This window comes from Pararhizobium sp. LjRoot238 (assembly GCF_964252955.1).
GTDB lineage: Bacteria > Pseudomonadota > Alphaproteobacteria > Rhizobiales > Rhizobiaceae > Pararhizobium.
The window spans coordinates 563,782-585,788 of the sequence record NZ_CAXUPP020000001.1; the positions used below are offsets into that span (position 1 = coordinate 563,782).

19 protein-coding genes and 2 pseudogenes are annotated in these 22,007 nt (G+C 60.4%); 6 read left to right on the forward strand and 15 right to left on the reverse strand.

Going from position 1 to position 22,007, the window contains the following annotated elements; translation table 11 throughout:
- Position 1: 1 nt before the first annotated feature.
- From cheB to ACSQ3F_RS02990, 15 genes and pseudogenes are all read right to left on the reverse strand, one after another.
- The gene (gene cheB, locus ACSQ3F_RS02920; protein ID WP_436098845.1) at positions 2-1,057 is read right to left on the reverse strand and encodes a protein-glutamate O-methylesterase CheB; all 1,056 of its coding nucleotides are present in this window, start codon (positions 1,055-1,057) and stop codon (positions 2-4) included.
- On the reverse strand, positions 1,054-1,962 hold the full coding sequence (gene cheR, locus ACSQ3F_RS02925; protein WP_436098846.1) for a protein-glutamate O-methyltransferase CheR: 909 nt from the start codon (positions 1,960-1,962) through the stop codon (positions 1,054-1,056). Before cheR ends, cheB begins: the two co-directional genes overlap by 4 nt.
- Positions 1,959-2,426 (reverse strand): chemotaxis protein CheW, encoded by a 468-nt coding sequence (locus tag ACSQ3F_RS02930; protein ID WP_436098847.1) that lies wholly within the window; start codon positions 2,424-2,426, stop codon positions 1,959-1,961. The genes cheR and ACSQ3F_RS02930 overlap by 4 nt, the downstream gene beginning before the upstream one ends.
- A gap of 5 nt (positions 2,427-2,431) precedes the next feature.
- Positions 2,432-4,744, reverse strand: coding sequence for a chemotaxis protein CheA (locus tag ACSQ3F_RS02935; protein WP_436098848.1), 2,313 nt, complete (start codon positions 4,742-4,744; stop codon positions 2,432-2,434).
- Positions 4,745-4,760: 16 nt separating this feature from the next.
- Positions 4,761-5,126 carry a chemotaxis response regulator CheY1 gene (gene cheY1, locus ACSQ3F_RS02940; RefSeq protein WP_037156535.1) on the reverse strand — a complete coding sequence of 122 codons (366 nt, stop codon included), beginning with the start codon at positions 5,124-5,126 and terminating at the stop codon, positions 4,761-4,763.
- 3 nt (positions 5,127-5,129) lie between these two features.
- Positions 5,130-5,423 (reverse strand): STAS domain-containing protein, encoded by a 294-nt coding sequence (locus ACSQ3F_RS02945; protein WP_113008098.1) that lies wholly within the window; start codon positions 5,421-5,423, stop codon positions 5,130-5,132.
- Between the two features lie 133 nt (positions 5,424-5,556).
- Complete coding sequence (locus ACSQ3F_RS02950; protein WP_436098849.1) at positions 5,557-7,176, reverse strand: globin-coupled sensor protein; 1,620 nt, start codon at positions 7,174-7,176, stop codon at positions 5,557-5,559.
- An 827-nt stretch (positions 7,177-8,003) separates the two neighbouring features.
- A pseudogene (locus ACSQ3F_RS02955) lies at positions 8,004-8,848 on the reverse strand (IS5 family transposase).
- Positions 8,849-8,879: 31 nt separating this feature from the next.
- Complete coding sequence (locus tag ACSQ3F_RS02960; protein WP_436098850.1) at positions 8,880-10,289, reverse strand: FGGY-family carbohydrate kinase; 1,410 nt, start codon at positions 10,287-10,289, stop codon at positions 8,880-8,882.
- A 4-nt stretch (positions 10,290-10,293) separates the two neighbouring features.
- Positions 10,294-10,608 carry an L-rhamnose mutarotase gene (gene rhaM, locus ACSQ3F_RS02965; protein ID WP_436098851.1) on the reverse strand — a complete coding sequence of 105 codons (315 nt, stop codon included), beginning with the start codon at positions 10,606-10,608 and terminating at the stop codon, positions 10,294-10,296.
- Positions 10,609-10,617: 9 nt separating this feature from the next.
- The gene (locus tag ACSQ3F_RS02970; protein ID WP_436098852.1) at positions 10,618-11,622 is read right to left on the reverse strand and encodes an ABC transporter permease; all 1,005 of its coding nucleotides are present in this window, start codon (positions 11,620-11,622) and stop codon (positions 10,618-10,620) included.
- A complete protein-coding gene (locus tag ACSQ3F_RS02975; RefSeq protein ID WP_436098853.1) occupies positions 11,622-12,602 on the reverse strand; it encodes an ABC transporter permease in 981 nt (326 codons plus the stop codon). Before ACSQ3F_RS02975 ends, ACSQ3F_RS02970 begins: the two co-directional genes overlap by 1 nt.
- Complete coding sequence (locus ACSQ3F_RS02980) at positions 12,599-14,095, reverse strand: sugar ABC transporter ATP-binding protein (protein ID WP_436098854.1); 1,497 nt, start codon at positions 14,093-14,095, stop codon at positions 12,599-12,601. The genes ACSQ3F_RS02975 and ACSQ3F_RS02980 overlap by 4 nt, the downstream gene beginning before the upstream one ends.
- Positions 14,096-14,315: 220 nt before the next feature.
- A complete protein-coding gene (rhaS, locus tag ACSQ3F_RS02985; RefSeq protein WP_436098855.1) occupies positions 14,316-15,305 on the reverse strand; it encodes a rhamnose ABC transporter substrate-binding protein in 990 nt (329 codons plus the stop codon).
- Positions 15,306-15,435: 130 nt separating this feature from the next.
- Entirely contained in the window at positions 15,436-16,248 is an 813-nt protein-coding gene (locus ACSQ3F_RS02990) for a DeoR/GlpR family DNA-binding transcription regulator (protein WP_436098856.1), read from the reverse strand.
- 212 nt (positions 16,249-16,460) lie between these two features.
- On the opposite strand from ACSQ3F_RS02990, the gene ACSQ3F_RS02995 reads away from it, so the two are divergent.
- The 6 genes and pseudogenes from ACSQ3F_RS02995 to ACSQ3F_RS03020 all read left to right on the forward strand — a co-directional run bounded on the left by ACSQ3F_RS02995 (position 16,461) and on the right by ACSQ3F_RS03020 (position 21,681).
- A complete protein-coding gene (locus tag ACSQ3F_RS02995; protein ID WP_436098857.1) occupies positions 16,461-18,560 on the forward strand; it encodes a bifunctional rhamnulose-1-phosphate aldolase/short-chain dehydrogenase in 2,100 nt (699 codons plus the stop codon).
- A gap of 13 nt (positions 18,561-18,573) precedes the next feature.
- Entirely contained in the window at positions 18,574-19,866 is a 1,293-nt protein-coding gene (gene rhaI / locus ACSQ3F_RS03000; RefSeq protein WP_436098858.1) for an L-rhamnose catabolism isomerase, read from the forward strand.
- A gap of 220 nt (positions 19,867-20,086) precedes the next feature.
- Positions 20,087-20,341: a GlsB/YeaQ/YmgE family stress response membrane protein gene (locus tag ACSQ3F_RS03005; protein WP_436098859.1), complete on the forward strand. Its 255-nt coding sequence runs from the start codon at positions 20,087-20,089 to the stop codon at positions 20,339-20,341.
- Between the two features lie 63 nt (positions 20,342-20,404).
- The gene (locus ACSQ3F_RS03010; RefSeq protein ID WP_436098860.1) at positions 20,405-20,593 is read left to right on the forward strand and encodes a hypothetical protein; all 189 of its coding nucleotides are present in this window, start codon (positions 20,405-20,407) and stop codon (positions 20,591-20,593) included.
- A gap of 116 nt (positions 20,594-20,709) precedes the next feature.
- Positions 20,710-21,171 (forward strand): YbaK/EbsC family protein, encoded by a 462-nt coding sequence (locus ACSQ3F_RS03015; RefSeq protein WP_436098861.1) that lies wholly within the window; start codon positions 20,710-20,712, stop codon positions 21,169-21,171.
- 119 nt (positions 21,172-21,290) lie between these two features.
- A pseudogene (locus tag ACSQ3F_RS03020) lies at positions 21,291-21,681 on the forward strand (DUF930 domain-containing protein).
- Positions 21,682-22,007 lie beyond the last annotated feature (326 nt).

Consider the following 22,007-nt stretch of genomic DNA (forward strand, 5'->3'; position numbering starts at 1 on the left):
TTTATTCGCTTCCTTCTCTTCGGGCGGCGGTGCTTTTCAATACTTCTTCCCCGATTGAGCTGAGGGGTAGTTGGGTTTCGACGGCGCCCAGTTCATAGGCAACCCTCGGCATTCCATACACGACACAGGTTTTTTCATTCTGACCGAATGTGCGGGCACCTGCGTGGCGCATTTTCAAAAGACCGGATGCGCCATCGCGGCCCATTCCGGTCAGGATCACACCGACTGCGTTGCGGCCTGCGAGTTCCGCGACGGAATCGAACAGCACATCGACGGACGGGCGATGGCCATTCACCGGCTCGCGGTCCAGCAGACGGCAACTTGGCGAAGAAGGATTAACGACCTGCAGATGGCGTTCGCCACCCGGTGCCAGATAGATTTTTCCGATCTCGAGCCTCGCGCCATCCGTCGCTTCCTGCACGGTCGGGGCGCAGAGGCGGTTCAAGCGCTCGGAAAAGCTCTTGGTAAAGGTGTGCGGCATGTGCTGTGTGATCACCGTCGGCGGGCAATTGGCCGGAAACTTCTGCAGGACCGCGATCAGCGCCTCGACGCCACCGGTGGACGAACCGATCGCGACGATCTTCCGGCCTGCCCTGTATTCCGAGGCCGCATTGGCGTTGGCGGCACTTGGCGCGGCGACCTTGTTACCGGTGATGATATACTTGCGCTGGGAACGTGCCGCCGCCTTCACCTTGTCGGCAAGGTCGCTGAACGGGCGGGGATCGCCCGGAAGCGGCTTTCCGACGCAATCGAAGGCCCCGATTTCCAGTGCGGCGATCGTCGCCTCCGCACCCTTGTGCGTCAGCGTGGAGACCATGATCACCGGCATTGGACGCAGCCGCATGATTTTCTCGAGGAATTCCAGCCCGTTCATATTGGGCATCTCGATGTCGAGCGTGATGACGTCCGGGTCGAGATCCTTGATCGCCTGGCGCGCCTGCATGGCGTCGGCGGCCTGACCGATAACCTCGACCTCGGGGTCACTGCTCAGTATGGCAGTGATCAATCCGCGCATGGTGGCGGAGTCATCGACAACAAGAACGCGTGCTGCACTCATGAGCGTCCTCCATGCGTCTTGCCGGTGTAGCGATAGGTGGTGATGCCGATATTGTCGAAGACAGACTTCGCATCACCGGAAACACGCTCGGAGTGACCGATATAAAGATGCCCCTTGGGGGTGAGCATGCCGGCAAAGCGCGACCAGATTTTCATCTGGGTGGGCTCGTCGAAATAGATGACGACGTTGCGGCAGAAGATGACGTCGAACTGCCCCTTGAACGGCCACTGCGCCATCAGGTTCAGTTCGTTGAAGGTGATCAGCCGCTTGACCCGATCATCGACCTGCCACTTCTGGCGGCCGTTGACAGTGGCTTCCGAGAACCACTGCTTGCGCATCGCCGGACTGACTGTCTCAAGCGCGGTCGCGTCATAGGCACCGGCCCGGGCGAGTGCCAGGATCTTGGGGTCGATGTCGGTCGCGAGAATACGGAAATCGTAGTCCGCCGCGTTCGGCATCATCGACAGAACCGTCAGCGCGATCGAATAGGGCTCCTGCCCATCCGAGCAGGCCGCCGACCAGATACGCACCCGGCCGCCATTCTTGGCGCGGTTCAGAAGCTCCGGCAGAACGTCCGACTTCAAGTGTTCGAAATGATGGTTCTCACGGAAGAAGCGGGTGAAATTCGTCGTCAGATGCGAGAGCATGTCGCGCCGCTCGGCGGCACCGGCCGGCGAAGAGACGAGCTGGCAATATTCCCGGAAGCCCTTCAGGCCGAGATTGCGGATGTGCTTCGACAGGCGCGAATAGACGAGCGAGGCCTTGGATTCGTTCAGGTAGATGCCGGCGTCGGCATAGATCATCGCAGCAATCTCGGTAAGGTCGCGGCGCGTCAGCGGATATTCGCCGCTCGCCAGGCACTCGTCCGGGGATAGTCTGCTGTCAAAGGCGGCCGGCATGCTCATGCAGCTTCACTTTCGGTCTGAGGGAAGACGGCTTCCAGCTCGATCAGGCAGATCATCCGGCCTTCGATCGCCAGTACGCCGCGGGCAAAGGTCCGTACGAACTCGGACGACATGTCGGGGGTCGGCTGAATGTCCTCGTCCTTGATCGTCAGAATGTCGGAGACCGCCTCGACGAGGAGACCCACGACCTTGTTCTTGACCTGCGTCACGATGATGACATGGCGCACGGTCGGTTCGGCCGGCTTCATTCCAAGCCGTGCCGACAGATCGATGATCGGCAGAACCGCGCCGCGCAGGTTGATCACGCCGAGCACATATTGCGGCGCATGCGGCATCGGTGTCGCCGGTGTCCAGCCGCGGATTTCCCGCACGGACATGACATTGACGCAGAATTCCTGATCCCCAATGCGGAACGCGATGAGTTCGCGCCCTCCATTCGTCAGATTTTTTGCGAGATAGGTCATTGGTCTTACCCAGCAGCAGCAAGCGATGTTTCGAGGTGGAGGGGCTGGCCGCGCGATGCCGAGACAACGGCATCGACGTCCAGGATGAGAGCGACGCGTCCGTCACCGAGAATGGTGGCAGCAGCGATGCCCGGCACATGCGTGTAGTTGGCTTCCAGGCTCTTGATGACGACCTGGCGCTGGCCCTGGATGGCATCGACCATCAGCGCGCGCTGGCCGCCGCCTTCGGATTCCACCAGAAGGGCGACGCCTTCCACCGGATTGGCCTGCGTCGCACGGAAGTTCAGGATACGGCCGACATCGACCAGCGGGCAGAAGGAGTTGCGGATCGAGATCAGCCGCTGCGTCGCACCGAAGGAGTGGATCGCCGCAGCATCCGGTTGCAGGGTTTCGACAATTGCCGTCAGCGGCACGACCAGCGTCTGGCCGGCAACCGTGACGACCATGCCGTCGAGGACGGCGAGTGTCAGCGGCAGGCTCATGGTGAAGACGGAGCCCTGACCCGGTTTGGACGAGATGTTGATGCGGCCGCCGAGCGCCTGGATCGAACGCTTGACGACGTCCATGCCGACGCCGCGGCCGGAAAGGTCGGACACCTTGTCGGCGGTCGAGAAGCCGGCATGGAAGATCAGATTGTCGATTTCCTCGTCCGACAGATTGGCATCCGCCGCGATCAGGTCGTTGTCGATCGCCTTCTGGCGCACCTTCTCGCGGTTGATACCGGCACCGTCATCGGACAGTTCGATGACGATGCGGCCAGAGCGATGCTTGGCGGTGAGCTTCACCGTACCTTCGGCGCTCTTGCCGGCGGCAATACGTTTTTCCGGCATTTCGAGGCCGTGGTCGACGGCGTTGCGGATCATGTGCGTCAACGGTTCGGCCAGCTTGTCGATGACCGTCTTGTCGACTTCGGTGTTCTCGCCTTCGGTGATGAGACGAACCGACTTGCCGGTGATATCGGCAATTTCGCGGACGGTGCGGGCCATGCGCTGGAAAACCGGCTTCACCGGTTGCGCGCGGATCGCCATGACCGAGTCCTGGATTTCCCGCGTCAGCTGCTGGAGTTCTTCGAGGCCCATATTGATCGAGGAGACGCCATTGCTGTCGTTCTCGATGACGCTCTGCGACAGCATCGCCTGGTTGATGACGAGCTCGCCGACGAGGTTGATCAGGCGATCGACGCGGTCGAGATCGACGCGGATCGTCTGAGCAGCGGCGGATGACGCCTGCTGAGCATTGTTCTGGGCAGCGGCAGCGGCGGCGACCCCCTTGTCGGCGGCAGCGGCACGCGATGCATTGCCGGCCATCTGGACGACATTGGATGCGGTCTGGGCGGCGGCGACCGCTTCCTGAGCGGCGGCGATCTGTTCCTCTTCCTCGACGACGCCAAGCGGCGCGTCGTGTTCGTCGTCGAGCACTGAAAGATCGAACGGAACCGGCTGCATCGGCAGGTGGTCGCCGGCAGCTGCCGCGCCTTCGCCCGTTTCGACGGCCAAGACGTCGAGATCGCAATCCCACTCGGCGAATTCGAAGACGGAGCGAACCGCATCTTCGCCCTTGTCGGTCTTGACCGACACCTTCCAGGAGAAATAGGCGGCTTCCGGGTCCATCTGATCAAGCGGAGGAAGGCTGTCCATGTTGCAGTGGATGCTCATCTCGCCGAGGCGGGAGAGATCGCGCAGGAGCAGGGCCGCTTCGTTACCCTTGGTGTAGAGTTCCGACTTCGGCTTGAAGACCACCTCATAGGCCGGATGTTCGATCACGGCTTCTTCTTCGCCACCGAAATCGTCAAAGGAGAAAGCAACAGGGACAAAGCCCTGGTCATTGGGCGCAGCGGCCGCTGCGGCGGCTGCCGGCTTTGGGGCCGGTGCAGCCTTGGGCGCAGCGGCTGCCTTTGGCGCCGGAGCCGCGGCGGCGGCGGCGGCGGGCGGCGCCTCGCCCTTGGCAAGCGCCTCGAGCTCCCGGATCAGCTGCACTGAGCGGGCCTGATCGACGCTGCCGCCATCGCGGGCAACATTGGTCAAATCGGCCAGAACGTCGGCCGATTTCAGCATGACCTTCAGGACGTCCTGGGTCGGTTCCAGCTTGTTGGAACGAACGCAATCAAGCGTGGTCTCAAACACGTGCGCGAAAGAGACAAGATCATCCAGCCCGAAAGCTCCGGCGCCGCCCTTGATGGAGTGCACCGCGCGGAATACCGCGTTCACCGTCTCCGGATCACGGTCGCCGTCATTGAGCCGCAGGAGACCGGATTCCAGTTCAGCGAGCTGCTCCTCGCACTCCTGGAAGAAAATCTCTTTGATTTCGTTCATATCCATGGGGGAAATCCTGGCGTTAGGCTGTTACGCGCTCGATGGCATCGATCAGTTTGGTCGGATCGAACGGCTTGACGATCCAGCCGGTCGCGCCTGCCTGGCGGGCGCGGTTCTTCTTTTCAGCGTCGCTTTCCGTTGTCAGAACCAGGATCGGGATTGCCCGGTACTTCTCGTTCTTGCGCACGCCTTCGATGAAGCCGAAGCCATCGAGACGCGGCATGTTGATGTCGGTGACGATGACATCCGGATTGGCATCCTCGAGAACTTCGAGACCCTCGATGCCGTCCTCCGCCTGGATCGTTTCGAAGCCGGCATTGTTCAGCGTGACCAGAAGCATGTTCCGGATGGTTCTGGAATCGTCGACTGTGAGAACTTTCTTTTTCATGTCTCAAATCTCCTTTGCCATCAGGTGATCAATGTTCACCCCGATGAGCTGCGTCGTTTTCGTGAATGCGTCCGACACCTTGGAGAAGGCGAAGGAGTGTTTATCCTCTTCCCAGCTTTTCGCTCCGGCCATCAGCACCTGAACGCAGAGCGCCCCGACGCGCTCCACCGCGGAAGCATCGACGACGAGATTGCTGCCGCGCAAACCCATCAGCTTGCTGTGCAGCGCGTTGGCCTCGTTCAGATCGAGGACCGGCGCGAGACTTAAACTTTTCGGAGCGGCCTTCCTGGTTGCCATCTCTACTTTCCTTGTCTGACTGGGAGTAATTTACACGGATGGTTCAACTGATTTTCCGCGCGGCCGTTTGCGCGGACGCGCCGGAATTCGAAGATCGCTAAGGCCGGCTGGTTGTGTTTGCGGCGATACGGCATCAGCGCCCCCATCCGGCAAGGCGGCCCTGAAGGCCGTAACCGTCGTCGAAACTGTCGTTTGCCTCGTCGGCCTGGTCCTGCCGCGCGACCGCGAGCGGGGCTGCGGCACGTGACGAAACCGCCTTCGGCGCCTGCCGCTGGACATGGAACTGGCGGATCGTCTGGCCGAGTTCGAGGATCACCGTATGAAGGTCGTCGCACGTTTCCCTTGCGCCGGCGGCCTGCCCCGCGCTGACGCCGATCTCCATGCCAATACGGCCGAGCTCGGATGTCGCCGACTGCAAACCAGTGACCTGTTCTGCGGTTTCGTCTGCTATGCCTGCGATGGCGTCGTTAATGCCACGAACCTGCTCGACGATGCTGCTGATCGCGTCCTGTGTGCGGCCGACCCGCTCGACACCGGCCTCGACCTGCGATTTTGTATTCGAGACAAGCTGCTTGATTTCGCGAGCCGCGTCGCCGGAGCGCTGCGCTAATGCCCGGACTTCCTGCGCCACCACGGCAAAGCCACGGCCGCTTTCGCCGGCGCGCGCAGCCTCGATGCCGGCGTTGAGGGCCAAAAGGTTGGTCTGGAAGGCGATCTCGTCGATGACGCCGATGATCTGGCCGATCTTTTCGGCGGAAGCCTCTATATCAGCCATGGCAGAAATCGCCTGGCCGGCGATCTCGCCGCTGTGTTCGGCGGACTGCCGGGTAACGGCAACGCTCTTTTCAGCCGCGCGTGTCTGGGCGGCATTCAGCTTGACGCGATCGACGATGGCAGCAAGCGAGGCCACGGTCTCTCCGAGCGCCTCGGACTGCTCCTGTGCCTTTGCGGCGAACTGGCCGGTTTGGCCGGCAAGCGCCTGCGACGAAGATTCCATCATGGCCGCCTGATCCGACAGTCCGATGACCTGTCGCTCGAGGACGTCGAGCGCGCCGTTCAGTTCCTGTGCCAGCGGCTGGTAGGCAGCAGAAACGTCAGCCGGCGTGCGAACTGAAAGATCGCCCCGGCCAAGCGCCTGGGTCACATCGCCGAAGAGGGCAAGCGCTTCGGCTTCGCCCGCCTTGCGCTGCTCGGCAAGCTGGCGCTGGTGGCTGTGGCGCTGTTCGTTGAAGCGCAGGGAAACGCCGATTTCGGTATCGACGAAGACGGTCCGCACCAGGGCGGCGACCAGGTCGTTCAGTTCCTGCCTGCGCGACTTGCCGAGCGGCAGAACGGATTTCGGCCACAACTCCTCGATCATCGAGCAGATCAGGCGTTCAAGGACGATCGCATGGCCGGCGATCTGCCAGCGTGGATCGAGCCCCATCTTGCTCTCGGCATCCGAAAGCACCTTGACACGCTCGGCATAGAGGCTGTCGAAACGGGCGTCGGTCAGTACGCTCCAATGCGAGGACTGGAGATCATGCAGCCGGTCGATCTGGCGATCGCTGGTGAAATGGCGGGCGGCCTCGGAGAAGGTCTGCAGACGCTGGAAGAGATCGCGCAACGCCAGCTCGACCTGGGCGCCGAGGGATTGACGGTTCCTGCGCAGGACATCGGTCTGGCCATCGTCGAGCCCGGCAAACCGCAAGCGTTCGAGCAGACTGCCTGCCTGCGCCTTCCTGGTCTGATCTGGCGACGTATCCTGCCTCAACGCTGTTCCCCGGTCCGGTGCGCAACTCTGGAAAACCGGCGCGGCTTTCAGAGGGTATTTCCTAGAATTCGAACTATTGCAGTGCCTCCCGCGTGCCTCGACGGCGCGCGGTGCCTTTCATGCCAACGGATAGACTGAAGGGGCGATGCCCAAGCACGCCGACTTGCAAGATGCGCGTGGAGACGGCGGCGACGCCATCCGGCCACGGCATTCGGCCGCTTCGTTCCCAAGAGGTATCCGGTGAAGTGCATACCGGATCGGAACCGGTTCGTCGGTACGGCATCATGCCTTGTCGGGAAGTAGAGTTTCCCACTCCGACGTGTACGATCATGTTTATGGTTAATTCCTTGCTTGAAGGTTAACGGTTGATACTCCCCTTCGGCTTTCGCTAAAATTCGCGCCATATTGGCGCAACCGGCCGCAACCGCATGCCGCCCCGGGGTTTGCATGTGATCAAGAAACAACAGGTTCTGAATGGTAAAACTTGAGAGTTGATCTTGCGAGCGCCGCTCGTTAACTACAGCCTATTCTGACCGGCGCAAGCCATGCACAAGCATAGCCGGCCACGTTGAAGCGACATCATGAGGATGACGTAGAAGGAACGAGCAATGATTGTTCTTGGATTGAGCGCTACGCTGATTGCCACGCTGACGCTGGCAGCGATCTCCATGCTCCTCAATATCGAGGAAGACCGCAAGTCAATGAATTCGCGGGTCTTTTAAGAATTTCTTCGAAATCCTCCAAAGCGCTGTAGTTTTCACGCCTCACGTTGCTGCACGTTTGGCTATCTCTTCTCACGCTGTCTCAGAGTCGGTCCGGAAAGTTATTCATTTTGAACAGAGCCTTCGCAGCATGAGGCGGATAGACGCCAGCTTGAGGAAGGCGAGCGCGTTGCGCGACAGATTTTCGAAATCCTTGGCCAGCCTGCGGCATCGACCCAGCCATGCGAACGTCCGTTCGACCACCCAGCGCCTCGGCAGAACCTCAAAACCCTTGGCGGTGTCGGAGCGCTTGACGATCGCGGTCGCAAGTCCTGGCATTGCCTTCTTTTGTCCCTTGGCGAAGACAGGCCCCTGATAGCCACCATCGGCGAACAGTTTCTTCAAGAACGGATAGCGCCCGAACAGCGTCTTCAGAACCAGCACGCCACCGTCGCGGTCCTGGATGTCGGCCGGATGAACCAGCGCATGCAGCAGAAGGCCTACCGTATCGACAAGGATATGGCGTTTCTTGCCTTTGATCTTTTTCCCCGCATCATACCCGCCCGGGTCAATGCAGCGCCCCCTTTTTCAGCGCCTTTGACGCTCTGGCTGTCCATGATTGCCGCCGTCGGACTGGCCTCGCGGCCCATCGCCTCACGGCATTTCACGTAGAGTTCCTCATGAATGCGGCCGAGCGTGCCGTCCCAGTTCCACAGGTCGAAATAGCTGAACAGCGTGCTCTTCGGCGGCAGGTCCTTCGGCACTGCCCGCCATTGGCAACCCGTGCTGAGAACATAAAGCAGGCCGTTGAGAACCTCCCGGACATCGACCTCACGCCTGCGACCGCCGTGCTTGGCAGGCGGAATCAAGGGTTCAGCCAGCGCCCATTCCGCATCCGTCAAATCGCTCGGATAGCGCAGACAATCTCGATTGTATTTCCCTCGGTTAGCCTTCGTCCACATCGCGTCCATGCCCTCATCGAATCAATTCAACTGCATGGAATCACAAACGATTCATATCATTCAACTTCTTTATGGACCGACACTCAGACGGCTCGGCCTCAGCCCGCCATTTTTCGGCATAGACCTTGTAGCGTTCGGGTACACTTCCCCTAAATTGCTCCGTATGCAACCGCGCCCGGCTGCCATCCGCAAGACAGGCCGCTCCAAGGCTTGTGCCGGTGGCGCTTTGGCTGCCGATCAGCACGGGTCTTCCTGTCGCCGCGCTCAGCATCCGCAGATAGGTCTGGTTCGCCGCAAACGGTCCCTCAACGACGATCTCCCCTTCGGCGCCGATCAGGTCGAGGCACGTCGCACTCATCATCGCCAGGTAGAAGGACACGACGGCGAAACGCTCCGCGCCCGTCAACGCATCCTCTTCGCAGGTCCATCGCGCCTTAGCCTGCGGGAAAGGTCCCGAGCCTTTCGGCACGGCCGGCAGCAGCATGCATTGGCGGGCCGCCATTTCCGCTTCCATGTCCTCGGAAACGGTGATCGCCGGGTCAGGGATCAAGGTCGCAAAGGCACGGCCGCCCATGAACCGCGCCGAGGGCACGGGATCACCGAGCGCATTGACGTTGATCAGCGTATCGCGCGCCTCGTCCAGCGCCATCTTCCTCGCACCCATCGCCATGATCACCACCCAGGTTCCGGTGGAGACGACGGAAAAAGGCGCTGGCCGCGTCAGGACATGGGGTAGCAGCGAGGCGTTGGAATCGTGGATACCGCAGAAGACCGGCAAGCCTGCCGGCAGGCCGCTTTCCTTTGCGGCCTGCGCGGTCAGACCACCCAGAAGGTCGCTTGCCCGGCGCACCGGCGCAAACAGCGGCCGCCAGCCGCGGGCATCGACCATCGTCGAGAAATCGCCGGCATAGGGGTTCCACAGGTCGGTGTGGCAGCCAAGCGAGGTCAATTCCGTGGAGAGTACGCCGCTTAGCCGATAGGACCAGTATTGCGCATAGGTGAGGATCGTTGCGACATTGGCGAACTTTTCCGGGAACGTCTGTTCCTGCCAGTAGATCTGCGCGCCGATATTCAGCCCCACCGGCAGCCGCGCCGTGCCGGTCTCGGCAAAGGGCGGTCGCACTTTGTCGTAATCTGCTGCCAGCGCGTCCGGTCCGGTACATTCGTAGTCGAGCAACGGCAGAGCAAGATCACCGTTCTTGTCGAGCAGCACGGCCGTCGCTCCGTGGGTGGTCACGGAGATGGCGTCAACCGGCGTTTCAGCGTTGAGCGCGGCAAGGCTTTCAACGATGAAGCGCCACAAGCGCTCGACGTCGAAATGCGGATAGAGGCCATCGGCGGTCACGCCATTGGCAGTCTTGCGCACGGCCGTTTCCTCGAAACGATCGAGATCGACCAGGGCGACCTTGGCATTCGTCTTGCCGATGTCGATGACGGCGATGGTTTTCATGGCATTACTTTATATGAAAGACGGTGACGAGCGGAACGGCGACCGGCTCGTTGTCGGCGTTCGTCTCCATGATATCAGCCATATAGGCCCACCACTTCTGCATCACCGGATGCTCAGGCAGATCGGCCATGGTGTGATCGTCGCGCCGCCAGAGGACGCCGAACAGGAGGTCGGTCTCCTCATCGAGATGGATGGAATAGTCCGACACGCCGGCCGACTTAAGAAGCTCCGACAGTTCCGGCCAGATCGCGTCGTGGCGGGCCTTGTATTCGGCTGCCATGCCAGGATTGAGCCGCATGCGAAAGGCGTATTTTTCCATGGATGGTCCTCAATGCGCGACGCGGCGGCGGGCACGCGCCCACAGGATCGGCAGGGCGATGACCGAAATCAACAGCACGCCGATGAAGATCGACATGACAATACCAGGCACGTTCAAGAGCCCGAAGCCGAAGGTGACCATGCCCATGATGAAAGCGGCGAGCACGACGCCCGGAATGGTGCCGGAGCCGCCGAGAATGCTGACGCCGCCAAGCACAACCATTGTCACCACCTCAAGCTCCCAGCCGAGCGCAATGGACGGCCGCGTGGAGCCGAGCCGTGAGGTCAGGCAGATCGAGGCGATGCCGGCCATCAGGCCCGTGAGCAGGAACAGGATGAACTTGACCCGGCCGACGCGCACGCCGGAGAAAAGCGCTGCCGTCTGGTTGCTGCCGATCGCATAGACAACGCGGCCAAAATTCGTCTTGTGCAGCAGCACGCTGTAGATCGCCGCGAAAACGGCGAAGAGAACGAATTCGAAGGAGAACACCCACCAGACATAGCCCTGCCCGAAATAGGCGAAGCTCACAGGATAGCCGGTAAAGGCCTTGTCGCCGAGAATGATGAAAGACAGGCCGCGAAAGAGGCTCATCGTACCAATTGTGACGACGATCGACGGCAGGCCGAGACCGGTGATCAGCAGGCCATTGACCATGCCGCAGAGGAGGCCGGTACCAAGGCCGATAACAACCAGCGTGGGTGTGTCGAAGCCGAAGCTGACGGCAAGTCCCATGGCTGTCGAGGATAGGGCGATGATCGAAGCAACCGATAGATCGATCTCTCCTGCGATGATGACCAGCGCCATGGCAAAGGCGATCATCGCCTTCTCGGTGAAATTGAACGTCGCGTCGGACAGGTTCCACGGGTCGAGGAAATAGGGCGAGGCGAAGGAGTTGATCGTGAAGATCAGCACCGCCACGACCAGAAGCAGGCTCTCCCAGCTTTTCAGCAGCCGATTGCCGCGACTTTGCAGCCGGTCGGGAATGACCCGGGGTGAAAGATGCGCTTCCGCCATCAGACCGCCTCCGCTTTCTTCAGGATGACACGACCCTTGCGCTTTTCTGCCCGGGCGTTGACGGCAACCGCGATGATGATCACCGTTCCGGAAATTGCGAGCTGCGCGAAGGGCGAGATGTTGATGACTGGCAGCGCGTTCTTGATGACGCCGAGGAACAGGCTGCCGAGTACCGCACCCGGCACCGAACCGATGCCGCCGGCAATCGAGATGCCGCCGATAACGCAGGCCGCGATGATGTCGAGCTCGAAACCGGCGGCAATATCGACATAGGCGACGGCATAGCGCGAAACCCACAGATAGCCTGAGAGACCTGCCAGCGCGCCGGACAGGCAATAAGCAAGGAAGCGCGTGCGGCCGACATCGATGCCGGTATAAACAGCCGCATGCGGATTGCCGCCGACGGCAAAGAAGGCACGGCCGACCGGTGTGCGCGTCATCAGCAGATAGACGGCGGCGATTGCCAGAACCGAAAGCCACGAAAGGACCGGCAAGCCAGCGAGCGGTGCACGCGGCAGCGCCTTGAAGGCGTCGCTCATCTGATGGGCATTGATCCAGGCGCCGTTGCTCAAAAGGAAGATGGTGCCACGATAGATGGTCAGCGTGCCGAGCGTCACGACGATCGGCGGAATGTCCAGCTTCCAGACAAGCAGGCCGTTGATCGAGCCGAGCAGCGCTCCAAGGACAACGACAGCGAGAATGACCACCGGAATTGGCACCTCGGGAAAGGCGGCATTGATCATCGCTGCGACCATGCCGCAGAGCGCCAGGTTGGCAGCCATGGACAAATCGATGCAGCGCGTCAGGATGACGGCCATCTGGCCGAGCGCCAGGATGATGAGGATGGACGTGTCGTTATAGACCCGGGCCAGATTGGCTGGTGCGACGAAGCCGGGGAAGCGCAGGGTGATCGCCACCAGCAAGGCGGCAATGGCAACGACGAGAAGGATTTCGCGGTTCTTCAGAATTTTGGCCATCACGCCGCCTCCGATATGCCGGCAGCGGCCCGCACGAGCTTTTCAGCGGTCAGTTCGGAGCGCTCGAAACGACTGGCGATGCGGCCCTCGCGCATGACGATGACGCGGTCGGCCATGCCCATGATTTCGGGGATTTCCGACGAGACCATGATGACGCTCAAGCCCTGCCCCGCCAGTTCGCTCATGAAGGCGTGAACTGCAGCCTTCGAGCCGATGTCGATGCCCTTGGTCGGCTCGTCGAGAATGATGACCTTCGGCTGCGTCGCCAGCCATTTGGCGATCACCACCTTCTGCTGATTGCCGCCCGACAAAGTGGCGACGTCCTGATCGAGCGAGGCGGCGCGCAGATCGAGCCGCTGGGTATATTCGCGCGCCAGCGCGAATTCCTTGGCGAGTTTGAGGAAGCCGGAGCGTGAGGTCCGGTGCAGCGAGGGCAGCGTGACGTTCTGGAAGATCGGCAGACCGATGATCGCGCCCTGGCGGCCGCGTTCCTCCGGCACATAGACGATGCCGGCATCGATCGCCTCAGCGGGCGAGCGAATGACGAGGACTTCACCGTCCAATTTCACGGCACCGGCCGAAGGCCGGGTGATACCGATCAGCGACTGCATGAACTCGGAACGGCCAGCACCGATCAGGCCGTAGAAACCGAGGATCTCACCGCGGCGAAGCTCGAAATTGATATCCTCGAATTCGGTCGGATGGCGGTAGCCGGAGACGGTCAGGACAGGTTCACCGATCGCAACATCCACCTTCGGAAAAACCTGACCGACATCGCGGCCGACCATCATCTTGACCAGCTGATCCTGCGCCACATCGGCGATCAGCCCCTCGCCGACCATGCCGCCATCGCGGAACACGGTGTAGCGATCGGCGATCCGAAAAATCTCGTCGAACTTGTGGCTGATGAACAGGATCGCCTTGCCGTCGGCCTTCAGCCGGTCGATCAGTTCGTAGAGTTCCTGGATTTCCTTGTACGACAAAGCGGCTGTCGGCTCGTCCATGATGACGACGCTGGCGTCGATCGAAAGGGCTCGCGCGATTGCCACCATATGCTTGTTGGCGATGCCGAGATCGCGCAGGCGAATGGTCGGATCGATATCGGCTCCGACTCTCAAAAGCAGCTTGCGAGCATCGCCGTTCAGCTTCTTCCAGTCGATCAGGCCGAAACGATTGCGCGGTGCGTGGCCGAGAAAGATGTTTTCCGCGACCGAAAGCTCGTCGAACAGCACGGTTTCCTGATGGATCGCGGTAACGCCGGCATGCGCCGCTGACAGAGCAGTCGGGAAATGCGTTTCCTCTCCATCGACGCGGATCACGCCACCGTCCGGCTGGTAGATGCCGGTCAGGATTTTCACGAGCGTTGACTTTCCGGCGCCGTTCTCGCCGATCAGCGCCGTGACGGAGCCCGGATAGAGTGTTAGCGAGACGCTGGAGAGTGCGCGCACGCCCGGAAAGGACTTGGAGATGTCCTCAAGCGCGATTGCGGGCTTCATCCGCGATGTGGTCGTTTCCTGCAACAAGAGGCAATCCACCGGTATGATTGATTTCAATCGTCGGGAACCCGGCTGCAAATAGAGCTACGGCGTTCTCCGGGCTAACCCTCCCCCTTGTGGGGAGGGTCGGAGCGAAGCGACGGGAGGGGTTCTTGTCCTCGGAAGAAAAGAAAGTCCCCTCCCCAACCCTCCCCAAAAGGGGGAGGGAGTCACTCCCAGATCAGAAGATCTTGGCGAATTCCTCGACGTTCGACGCATCATAGACGAACGGGTCGGCCATGGCGCCTTCGTTGCTGTCGTCGAGCTTGACGGTGCCCATGCGGCCCATCTTCAGTTCGGCGCCCGGCTTGGCTTCCGCGCCGCCGATCAGGTCATAGGCGATCATAGTCGCGGAATAGCCGAGGTCGATCGGGTTCCAGATCGCAAAGGACTTGGACGAACCGGCCTTCACATGGCCTGCCATCTCCGAGGGAAGGCCGAGACCAGTGACGTTGATCTGGCCGACCTTGCCGGCGTCTTCGACGGCTTGGGCTGCAGCAACGATGCCGACGGAGGTCGGCGCGATGATCGCCTTCAGGTTCGGATAGGACTGAATAAGGCCCTGCGTTTCGCGGTAGGACTTGTCGGCAAGGTCGTCGCCGTAGACCGTCGTGACGACATTGATGCCCTTGTAGTTGCCCTGAACCTTCTTCATTTCCTCGATCCAGGTGTTCTGGTTCGTGGCGGTGGCCGAGGCGGAAAGCACGGCGACATCGCCGCCGTCGGGAAGGTTGTCAGCCGCGAGCTTGATGATCATGTTGCCAATCAGCGGATTGGACGACGGATTGAGGTGCATTGCACGGCCTTCCGGTGCAACGCCGGAATCCCAGGAGATGACCTTGATACCGCGATCCATGGCCTTCTTCAGCGCCGGAACCAGCGCGTCCTTGTCATTGGCCGAAATGGCAATGGCGTCCACCTTCTGCGCCACCAGCGAATTGATCACTTCGATCTGGCCTTCGGCGGTGGTCGACGTCGGACCGGTATAGATCACCTCGACATCGCCGAGTTCCTTGGCTGCTTCCTGGGCACCCTTGTTGGCGGCCTCGAAGAAGCCGATGCCGAGCGCCTTGACGACGAGCGCGATCTTCTTGTTTTCCGCATGCGCGGTGCCGGCCATCAGCGCCAGCGACACCGCCGTCGTGACCATCAGTGCTTTCAAAATCTTCATTGACGTTCTCCTCCCTGAAGCCGTGCGGTCACGATGACCGCTTTCATCCGGCTTTATGCTTTCAAGTCTGCCGGGTTGGCCTCGAAGCCTTGGAAACCGGCGGTTTTCCACTCCCCTCCTCCCGTCGGCGTCATGCCGACGAGGAAGCATTCTCCTCAAGATTGCCCGACCTCGTATTGGCAACGACCAAATTGACGCCGGCATCTTCGAGCATCCGGACGTGCCTGTCCTCGATGCCCGAATCCGTGATCACCGTGGTGATGCGCTTCAGCCCGCAGAGAATGAGGCTGGAGCGCTTGTGAAATTTCGACGAGTCGATCAGCACGATGAGTTCGTCGGCCTGGTCGATCAGCTTCTGTTCCGCCTGGATGAGCAGCGGATCGCCCTCCATCAGGCCGAGCGGGCCGAGGCCTTGCGCACCCATGAACATGCGGCGCGCATAGAAATTGCGCGTCACGTCATTATCAAACGGGCTGAGGATGATGTTCTGTTCACGATAGATCGTGCCACCCGACAGCATCACCGTATTCTTCGAATGCTTGAGCAGATGTTCCGCGATCGGAAAGGAATTGGTGAACACCTGCATGCGGCGGTTGGCCAGAAAATGCACCATCTGGAAGGTCGTCGTGCCGCCATTGATGATGATCGGCTCGCCGTCCTGGCAGAGCGCTACCGCTTCCTTGGCGATTGCCTGCTTCTGGCGGGCATGCAGACCTTCATTGACGCTGAAGGGGCGGCCGGCAAGCCCGACGAACTGCGGCGGATTGATTGCTTCCGCGCCGCCGCGCACCCGGCGAAGACGTTTCTGCACGTGCAGAGCGGCAATATCCCGGCGGATCGTCGCCTCGGAACTGTCCGTCAACTCGACCAATTCAGGCACGGTGACGACCGGCTTGTCCTGAACCGCCGACAGAATGATCCTGTGTCGCTCTTTTTCGTGCATTTCATCCTCCAACGATGCCTATGCTTCCATCACGACCGTGCATTGTCAATCACTTTCAATCATATTTTTTCATTGTGCACCGCAATATGACTGAATTTGATCGTTTATGATTGACATGACGCCGCTCTTTGTGTGATCTGATCACAACGAATGCGCTCTTCGCCCTTAAAAATGAAAGGGGCCGGCGCAGAATTGACCGGGAGGAATGATCGATGCTCGACAAGCAACAAGGCGCGCGCCTTGCCAATCTCTGGGATGACCGCAAGGCAGCCGCGATGAGCGAACCGGAGCGGCTGCTTTACCGCTCCAACCTGCTCGGCTCCGACAAGCGCATCACCAACTACGGCGGCGGCAACACCTCCGCCAAGGTCATCGAAAAGGACCCGCTCGGCGGCGGTGAAGTCGAGGTTCTGTGGGTCAAGGGTTCCGGCGGCGACGTCGGCACCATCAAGATGGATGGCTTTTCCACGCTCTACATGGAGAAGCTGGAGGCCCTGAAGGGGCTTTATCGCGGCATTGACTTCGAAGACGAGATGGTCGGCTACCTGCCGCACTGCACCTTCAACCTCAATCCGCGCGCAGCCTCCATCGATACGCCGCTGCACGCCTATGTGCCGAAAAAACATGTCGACCACATGCATCCGGACGCAATTATCGCGATTGCCGCGTCGAAAAACAGCCGCGAGTTGACGCAACAGATTTTCGGCGACGATATCGGCTGGCTGCCCTGGAAGCGTCCCGGCTTCGAACTCGGCCTGTGGCTGGAAAAATTCTGCAAGGAAAATCCGAGCGCCCGCGGCGCCGTGCTGGAAAGCCATGGCCTCTTCACCTGGGGCGACACCGCCAGGCAAGCCTATGAAACCACCGTCGAAATCATCAACAAGGCGATTGCCTGGTTCGAGACGGAAAACACCGCTCCGGCCTTCGGCGGCGCGGTGAAGCCGGTGTTACCGGCAGCTGAACGCCGCGCAGTCGCGCAAAAACTGATGCCGGTCGTTCGCGGCATGATCAGCGCTGACGAACGCAAGCTCGGTCATTTCGACGACAGCCAGGCCGTCCTTGACTTTGTAACCTCGAAAAACCTTGAGCCCCTGGCTGCTCTCGGCACATCTTGCCCGGACCATTTCCTGCGCACCAAGATTTGCCCGCTGGTCGTCGATTTCGATCCGGCCAATCCCGACGTCGACAAGACGCTGGCCGGCCTTGAAGCGGCAATCGCCGAATACCGCGCCGGTTACGCCGCCTATTACGAGCGCTGCAAGCGCGTCAACAGCCCGGCGATGCGCGATCCCAATGCGGTCGTCTACCTCGTGCCCGGCGTCGGCATGATCACCTTCGCCAAGGACAAGGCGACGGCCCGTATTTCCGGTGAGTTCTACGTCAACGCCATCAATGTCATGCGCGGCGCCTCCGGCGTCTCGACGTATGTCGGACTGCCGGAACAGGAGGCCTTCGACATCGAATATTGGCTGCTCGAGGAAGCCAAGCTCCAGCGCATGCCGAAGCCGAAGATGCTGGCCGGCAAGATAGCCCTCGTTACCGGCGGCGCCGGCGGCATCGGCAAGGCAACGGCGAACCGCCTGATGCAGGAAGGCGCCTGTGTCGTTCTCGCCGATATCGATGAGACGGCTTTGGCAGCAGCGCATGCCGAACTGGGCGGGCGCTACGGCAAGGATTTCGTCCGCGCCGTCAACATGAACGTCACCGACGAAGCCATCGTTGAGAAGAGCTTTGCCGATGCGCTGCTCGAGTTCGGCGGGCTCGATATCCTCGTTTCGAATGCCGGCCTCGCCTCCTCCGCCGCAATCGAGGACACGACGCTGGCGCTGTGGAACAAGAACATCGACATCCTGGCGACCGGCTATTTCCTCGTCTCGCGCGAAGCCTTCCGCATCTTCCGTCAACAGAAAGCCGGCGGCAACGTCGTCTTCGTCGCCTCCAAGAACGGCCTTGCCGCCTCCCCCGGCGCGTCGGCCTATTGCACGGCGAAGGCCGCCGAAATCCATCTTGCCCGCTGCCTGGCGCTCGAAGGCGCATCGGCGCAGATCCGCGTCAACGTCGTCAATCCGGATGCCGTGCTGCGCGGCTCCAAGATCTGGACCGGCGAGTGGAAGGAACAGCGCGCGGCGGCCTACAAGATGGATGTCGATGAACTCGAAGCACACTACCGCGACCGCTCCATGCTGAAGCTCAGTGTCTACCCGGAAGACATCGCTGAGGCGATCTACTTCCTCGCCTCCGACATGTCGGCCAAGTCGACCGGCAACATCATCAATGTGGATGCGGGCAACGCCCAGTCGTTCACGCGCTAGACCGGAGGGCGACATGACATTGATGATCAAAAAGGACGTCATCGACGCCGACAATGCGGCACGTCTTGCCGATCTGAAAGCCGACTACGATTATCTCGGCGCACAACTGTCGCGCCGGGGCATCGACATCGGCGCCATCAAAGCGAAGGTGTCCGCTTACGGTGTCGCCGTCCCGTCTTGGGGCGTCGGCACTGGTGGCACGCGTTTTGCCCGCTTTCCCGGCACCGGCGAACCGCGCAACATCTTCGACAAGATCGAAGATTGCTCGGTCATCCAGCAGTTGACCAAGGCGACGCCGACCGTCTCGCTGCACATTCCGTGGGACAAGGTCGACGACCTCAAGGAACTGAAGGAAAAGGGCAACGCTCTGGGCCTCGGTTTCGACGCGGTGAACTCCAACACCTTCTCCGACGCGCCGGATCAGGCCCATTCCTATAAGTTCGGCTCGCTGTCGCATGCCGATGCCGCCACCCGCCAGCAGGCTGTCGACCATAATCTCGAATGCATAGAGATCGGCAAGGCGCTCGGTTCCCAGGCACTGACCGTCTGGATCGGCGACGGCTCCAACTTTCCCGGCCAGAGCAACTTCACCAGAAGTTTCGAACGTTATCTCGAAGCGATGAAGGCCATCTACAAGGGCCTGCCGGATGATTGGCGCATCTTCACCGAGCACAAGATGTTCGAGCCGGCCTTCTACTCGACGGTGGTGCAGGACTGGGGCACCAACTATCTGATCGCCCAGGAACTCGGCGCCAAGGCCTTTTGCCTCGTCGATCTCGGCCACCATGCACCGAACGTCAATATCGAGATGATCGTCGCCCGCCTCATCCAGTTCAAGAAGCTCGGCGGCTTCCACTTCAACGATTCGAAATACGGCGACGACGATCTCGATACGGGATCGATCGATCCCTACCGCCTGTTCCTCATCTTCAACGAACTGGTGGATGCGGAAACGCGGGATGCGGAGGGCTTTTCACCTGCACATATGCTCGACCAAAGCCACAATGTTACCGACCCGATCGAAAGCCTGATGAACTCGGCGATGGAAGTCAGCCGCGCCTACGCACAAGCGCTGCTCGTCGATCGCAAGGCGCTTGAGGGTTATCAAGACGGCAATGACGCATTGATGGCAACGGAGACGCTGAAAGCCGCATTCCGGACCCATGTCGAGCCCATCCTTGCCATGGCCCGACTCGAAGCAGGTGGCGCGATCGCACCGGTTGCGGCCTATCGGGCGAGCGGTTACCGCGCCAAAATATCCGGCGAGCGCCCGGCTTCAAAGAGCGGCGGTGGCGGCATCGTCTGAACCACGACTGATTCTCACAATGGCCCGGGAGCAGTTGCCGGGCCATTTTGCTTGAGGCAGCAAGCGCCGATTCTGCCGCTTTCACGTCGAAAATCCCGCTGCCACACCCTCTTTCAACCTATTGAAAGCAAAAAAGCTTCGGAGATCGAATTTCCCCTCTGACGCAGGCTTCTTTTCGCTCTATCTTGCCTATTGCGGATACAACGGAAAGGAACCATCCATGGGTATCGAAAGTATCGTCGTTTTTCTGATCGTCGGCGCCATTGCCGGCTGGCTTGCAGGTTTGATCGTCTCGGGTTTCGGCTTCGGCCTGCTCGGCAACATCGTTGTCGGCGTCGTCGGCGCCTTCATTGCCGGAGCACTGTTTCCGCGGCTCGGCTTCGGTGTCGGTGGCGGCCTCCTCTGGGCGATCATTCACGCCACTCTTGGCGCTGTCATCCTGCTCGCGCTGATCAGGATCGTCAAACGTGCCTGACGCAGGCCCATGCGAAAGCCCGCGCAACCACGCGGGCTATTCCTGCATTTCTCGGGAGTTATCATGTCCGACCTCTACGATCTCCGGATCGAACAAGCGCTTCAATCCTTCATTTCCGATCACCCGGGTATGGATACGCGCAACCAGGCTATCGCCGCTATCCTGATCAACTGGTTTACCAACCACGGCTACCTGCCGCACGACCAGGAAGGCATCCGACCGGAAAATCTTGACGCATCGAACGACGACTGAAAAGATCCTCGGACAGTTCACGTGACGGTTGAGCGCCCGGAGCATTTACCGTCACTCTTCCTAATATCCGGAGGCCGCGCGTGCGGCTTCGATCCGAGTGGAGCCGTTGTAGCGCCATGAGCCTTTCCTCCGTCAAGTCGTTCTTCGCCGAAAAAGCCCCCGACATCGACGTCATCGAGCTTCCGCAGAGCACGGCTACCGTCGCTCTTGCGGCCGAGGGGCATGGTGTCGAGCCGGCGCAGATCGCCAAGACGCTGGCGCTCAGGGTCGCCGACGAGGTTATCCTGATCGTCACGCGCGGCGACGCCCGCCTCGACAACAAGAAGTACAAGGCCCTCTTTTCGACGAAAGCCCGCATGCTGGGTTTCCATGAGGTCGAGGAGGAGACGGGCCATCCTGTCGGTGGCGTCTGCCCCTTCGGCTTGGTGAAACCTCACAAGGTCTATTGCGACATCTCGCTCAAAGCCTTCGATGAGGTGGTACCTGCTGCCGGCGCGCCGCACGCGGCCGTCAGAATCAATCCTGACCGAATGGCGGCCCTCTCCTCGGCCGAGTGGATCGACGTTTCGGATATCTAACCTGCCTTTGAATGAACACAAAGGTTTCCTTGAAGTTAACGTCAGTATCCGCCCGGGCTTCGTCCTGAAGCTTGTTTGCGGTTTCCTTTTCCTGACATGACGAAGGAGTTGACGGCGCAATGAAAAGGCTTGTTTGCTTGACTTTGCTGGTCGCTGTCATTGCCGCGCCCGCCGCAGCCATGGACCGGTCGCTGGTCAAGCAGTTCGAGAAACTCGATCCGCAGACCCGCCTGGAACAGCGATGCGATACCGAAGCAATGTGGAAGATCAACGCCGGCAAGACATCGTTCAAGCCGGACAAGGTGATTGCCTATACCTTTGCGGATCCGATCGTCGAAGACGACAAGATACAGGCGCCGGGCGCGGTTTTTCGAAGCAAGGGGGGAATGGTACAAGCTGAAATACAAATGCAGCACCGGGCCTGACCATATCGAGGTGCTGTCGTTCAAATATACGATCGGCGACCTTATTCCCCATGACGAATGGGAGGCGCATTATCTCTATCCGTGAGCCGAGCGGGCTCGGGCTTGCCGTTAAAGGACGATGAACAGGACAATGAAGGCGCAGAGCGACAGCGCAACCATGATGTTCAAGAGCGTCTTCATGATATGGTCAGTCATGTCGAGCATCCTTTTTCCTCCGCAGGTTCAACGTGAGACCGTATGGCTCCCGGCCGCGGGGATATTCGCCCGCACCGGCAAGCTCCGTTGCCGGTGCGCCAAATCTCCTATCGTACAACGGATCAGCATCAGCTTTTGATCCCGTCGAAAGGCGGCTCTGCCTTATTTTTCGCCTAAACTGTTAAAATAACGTCACATTCGGCTGAGCGGCTGGTA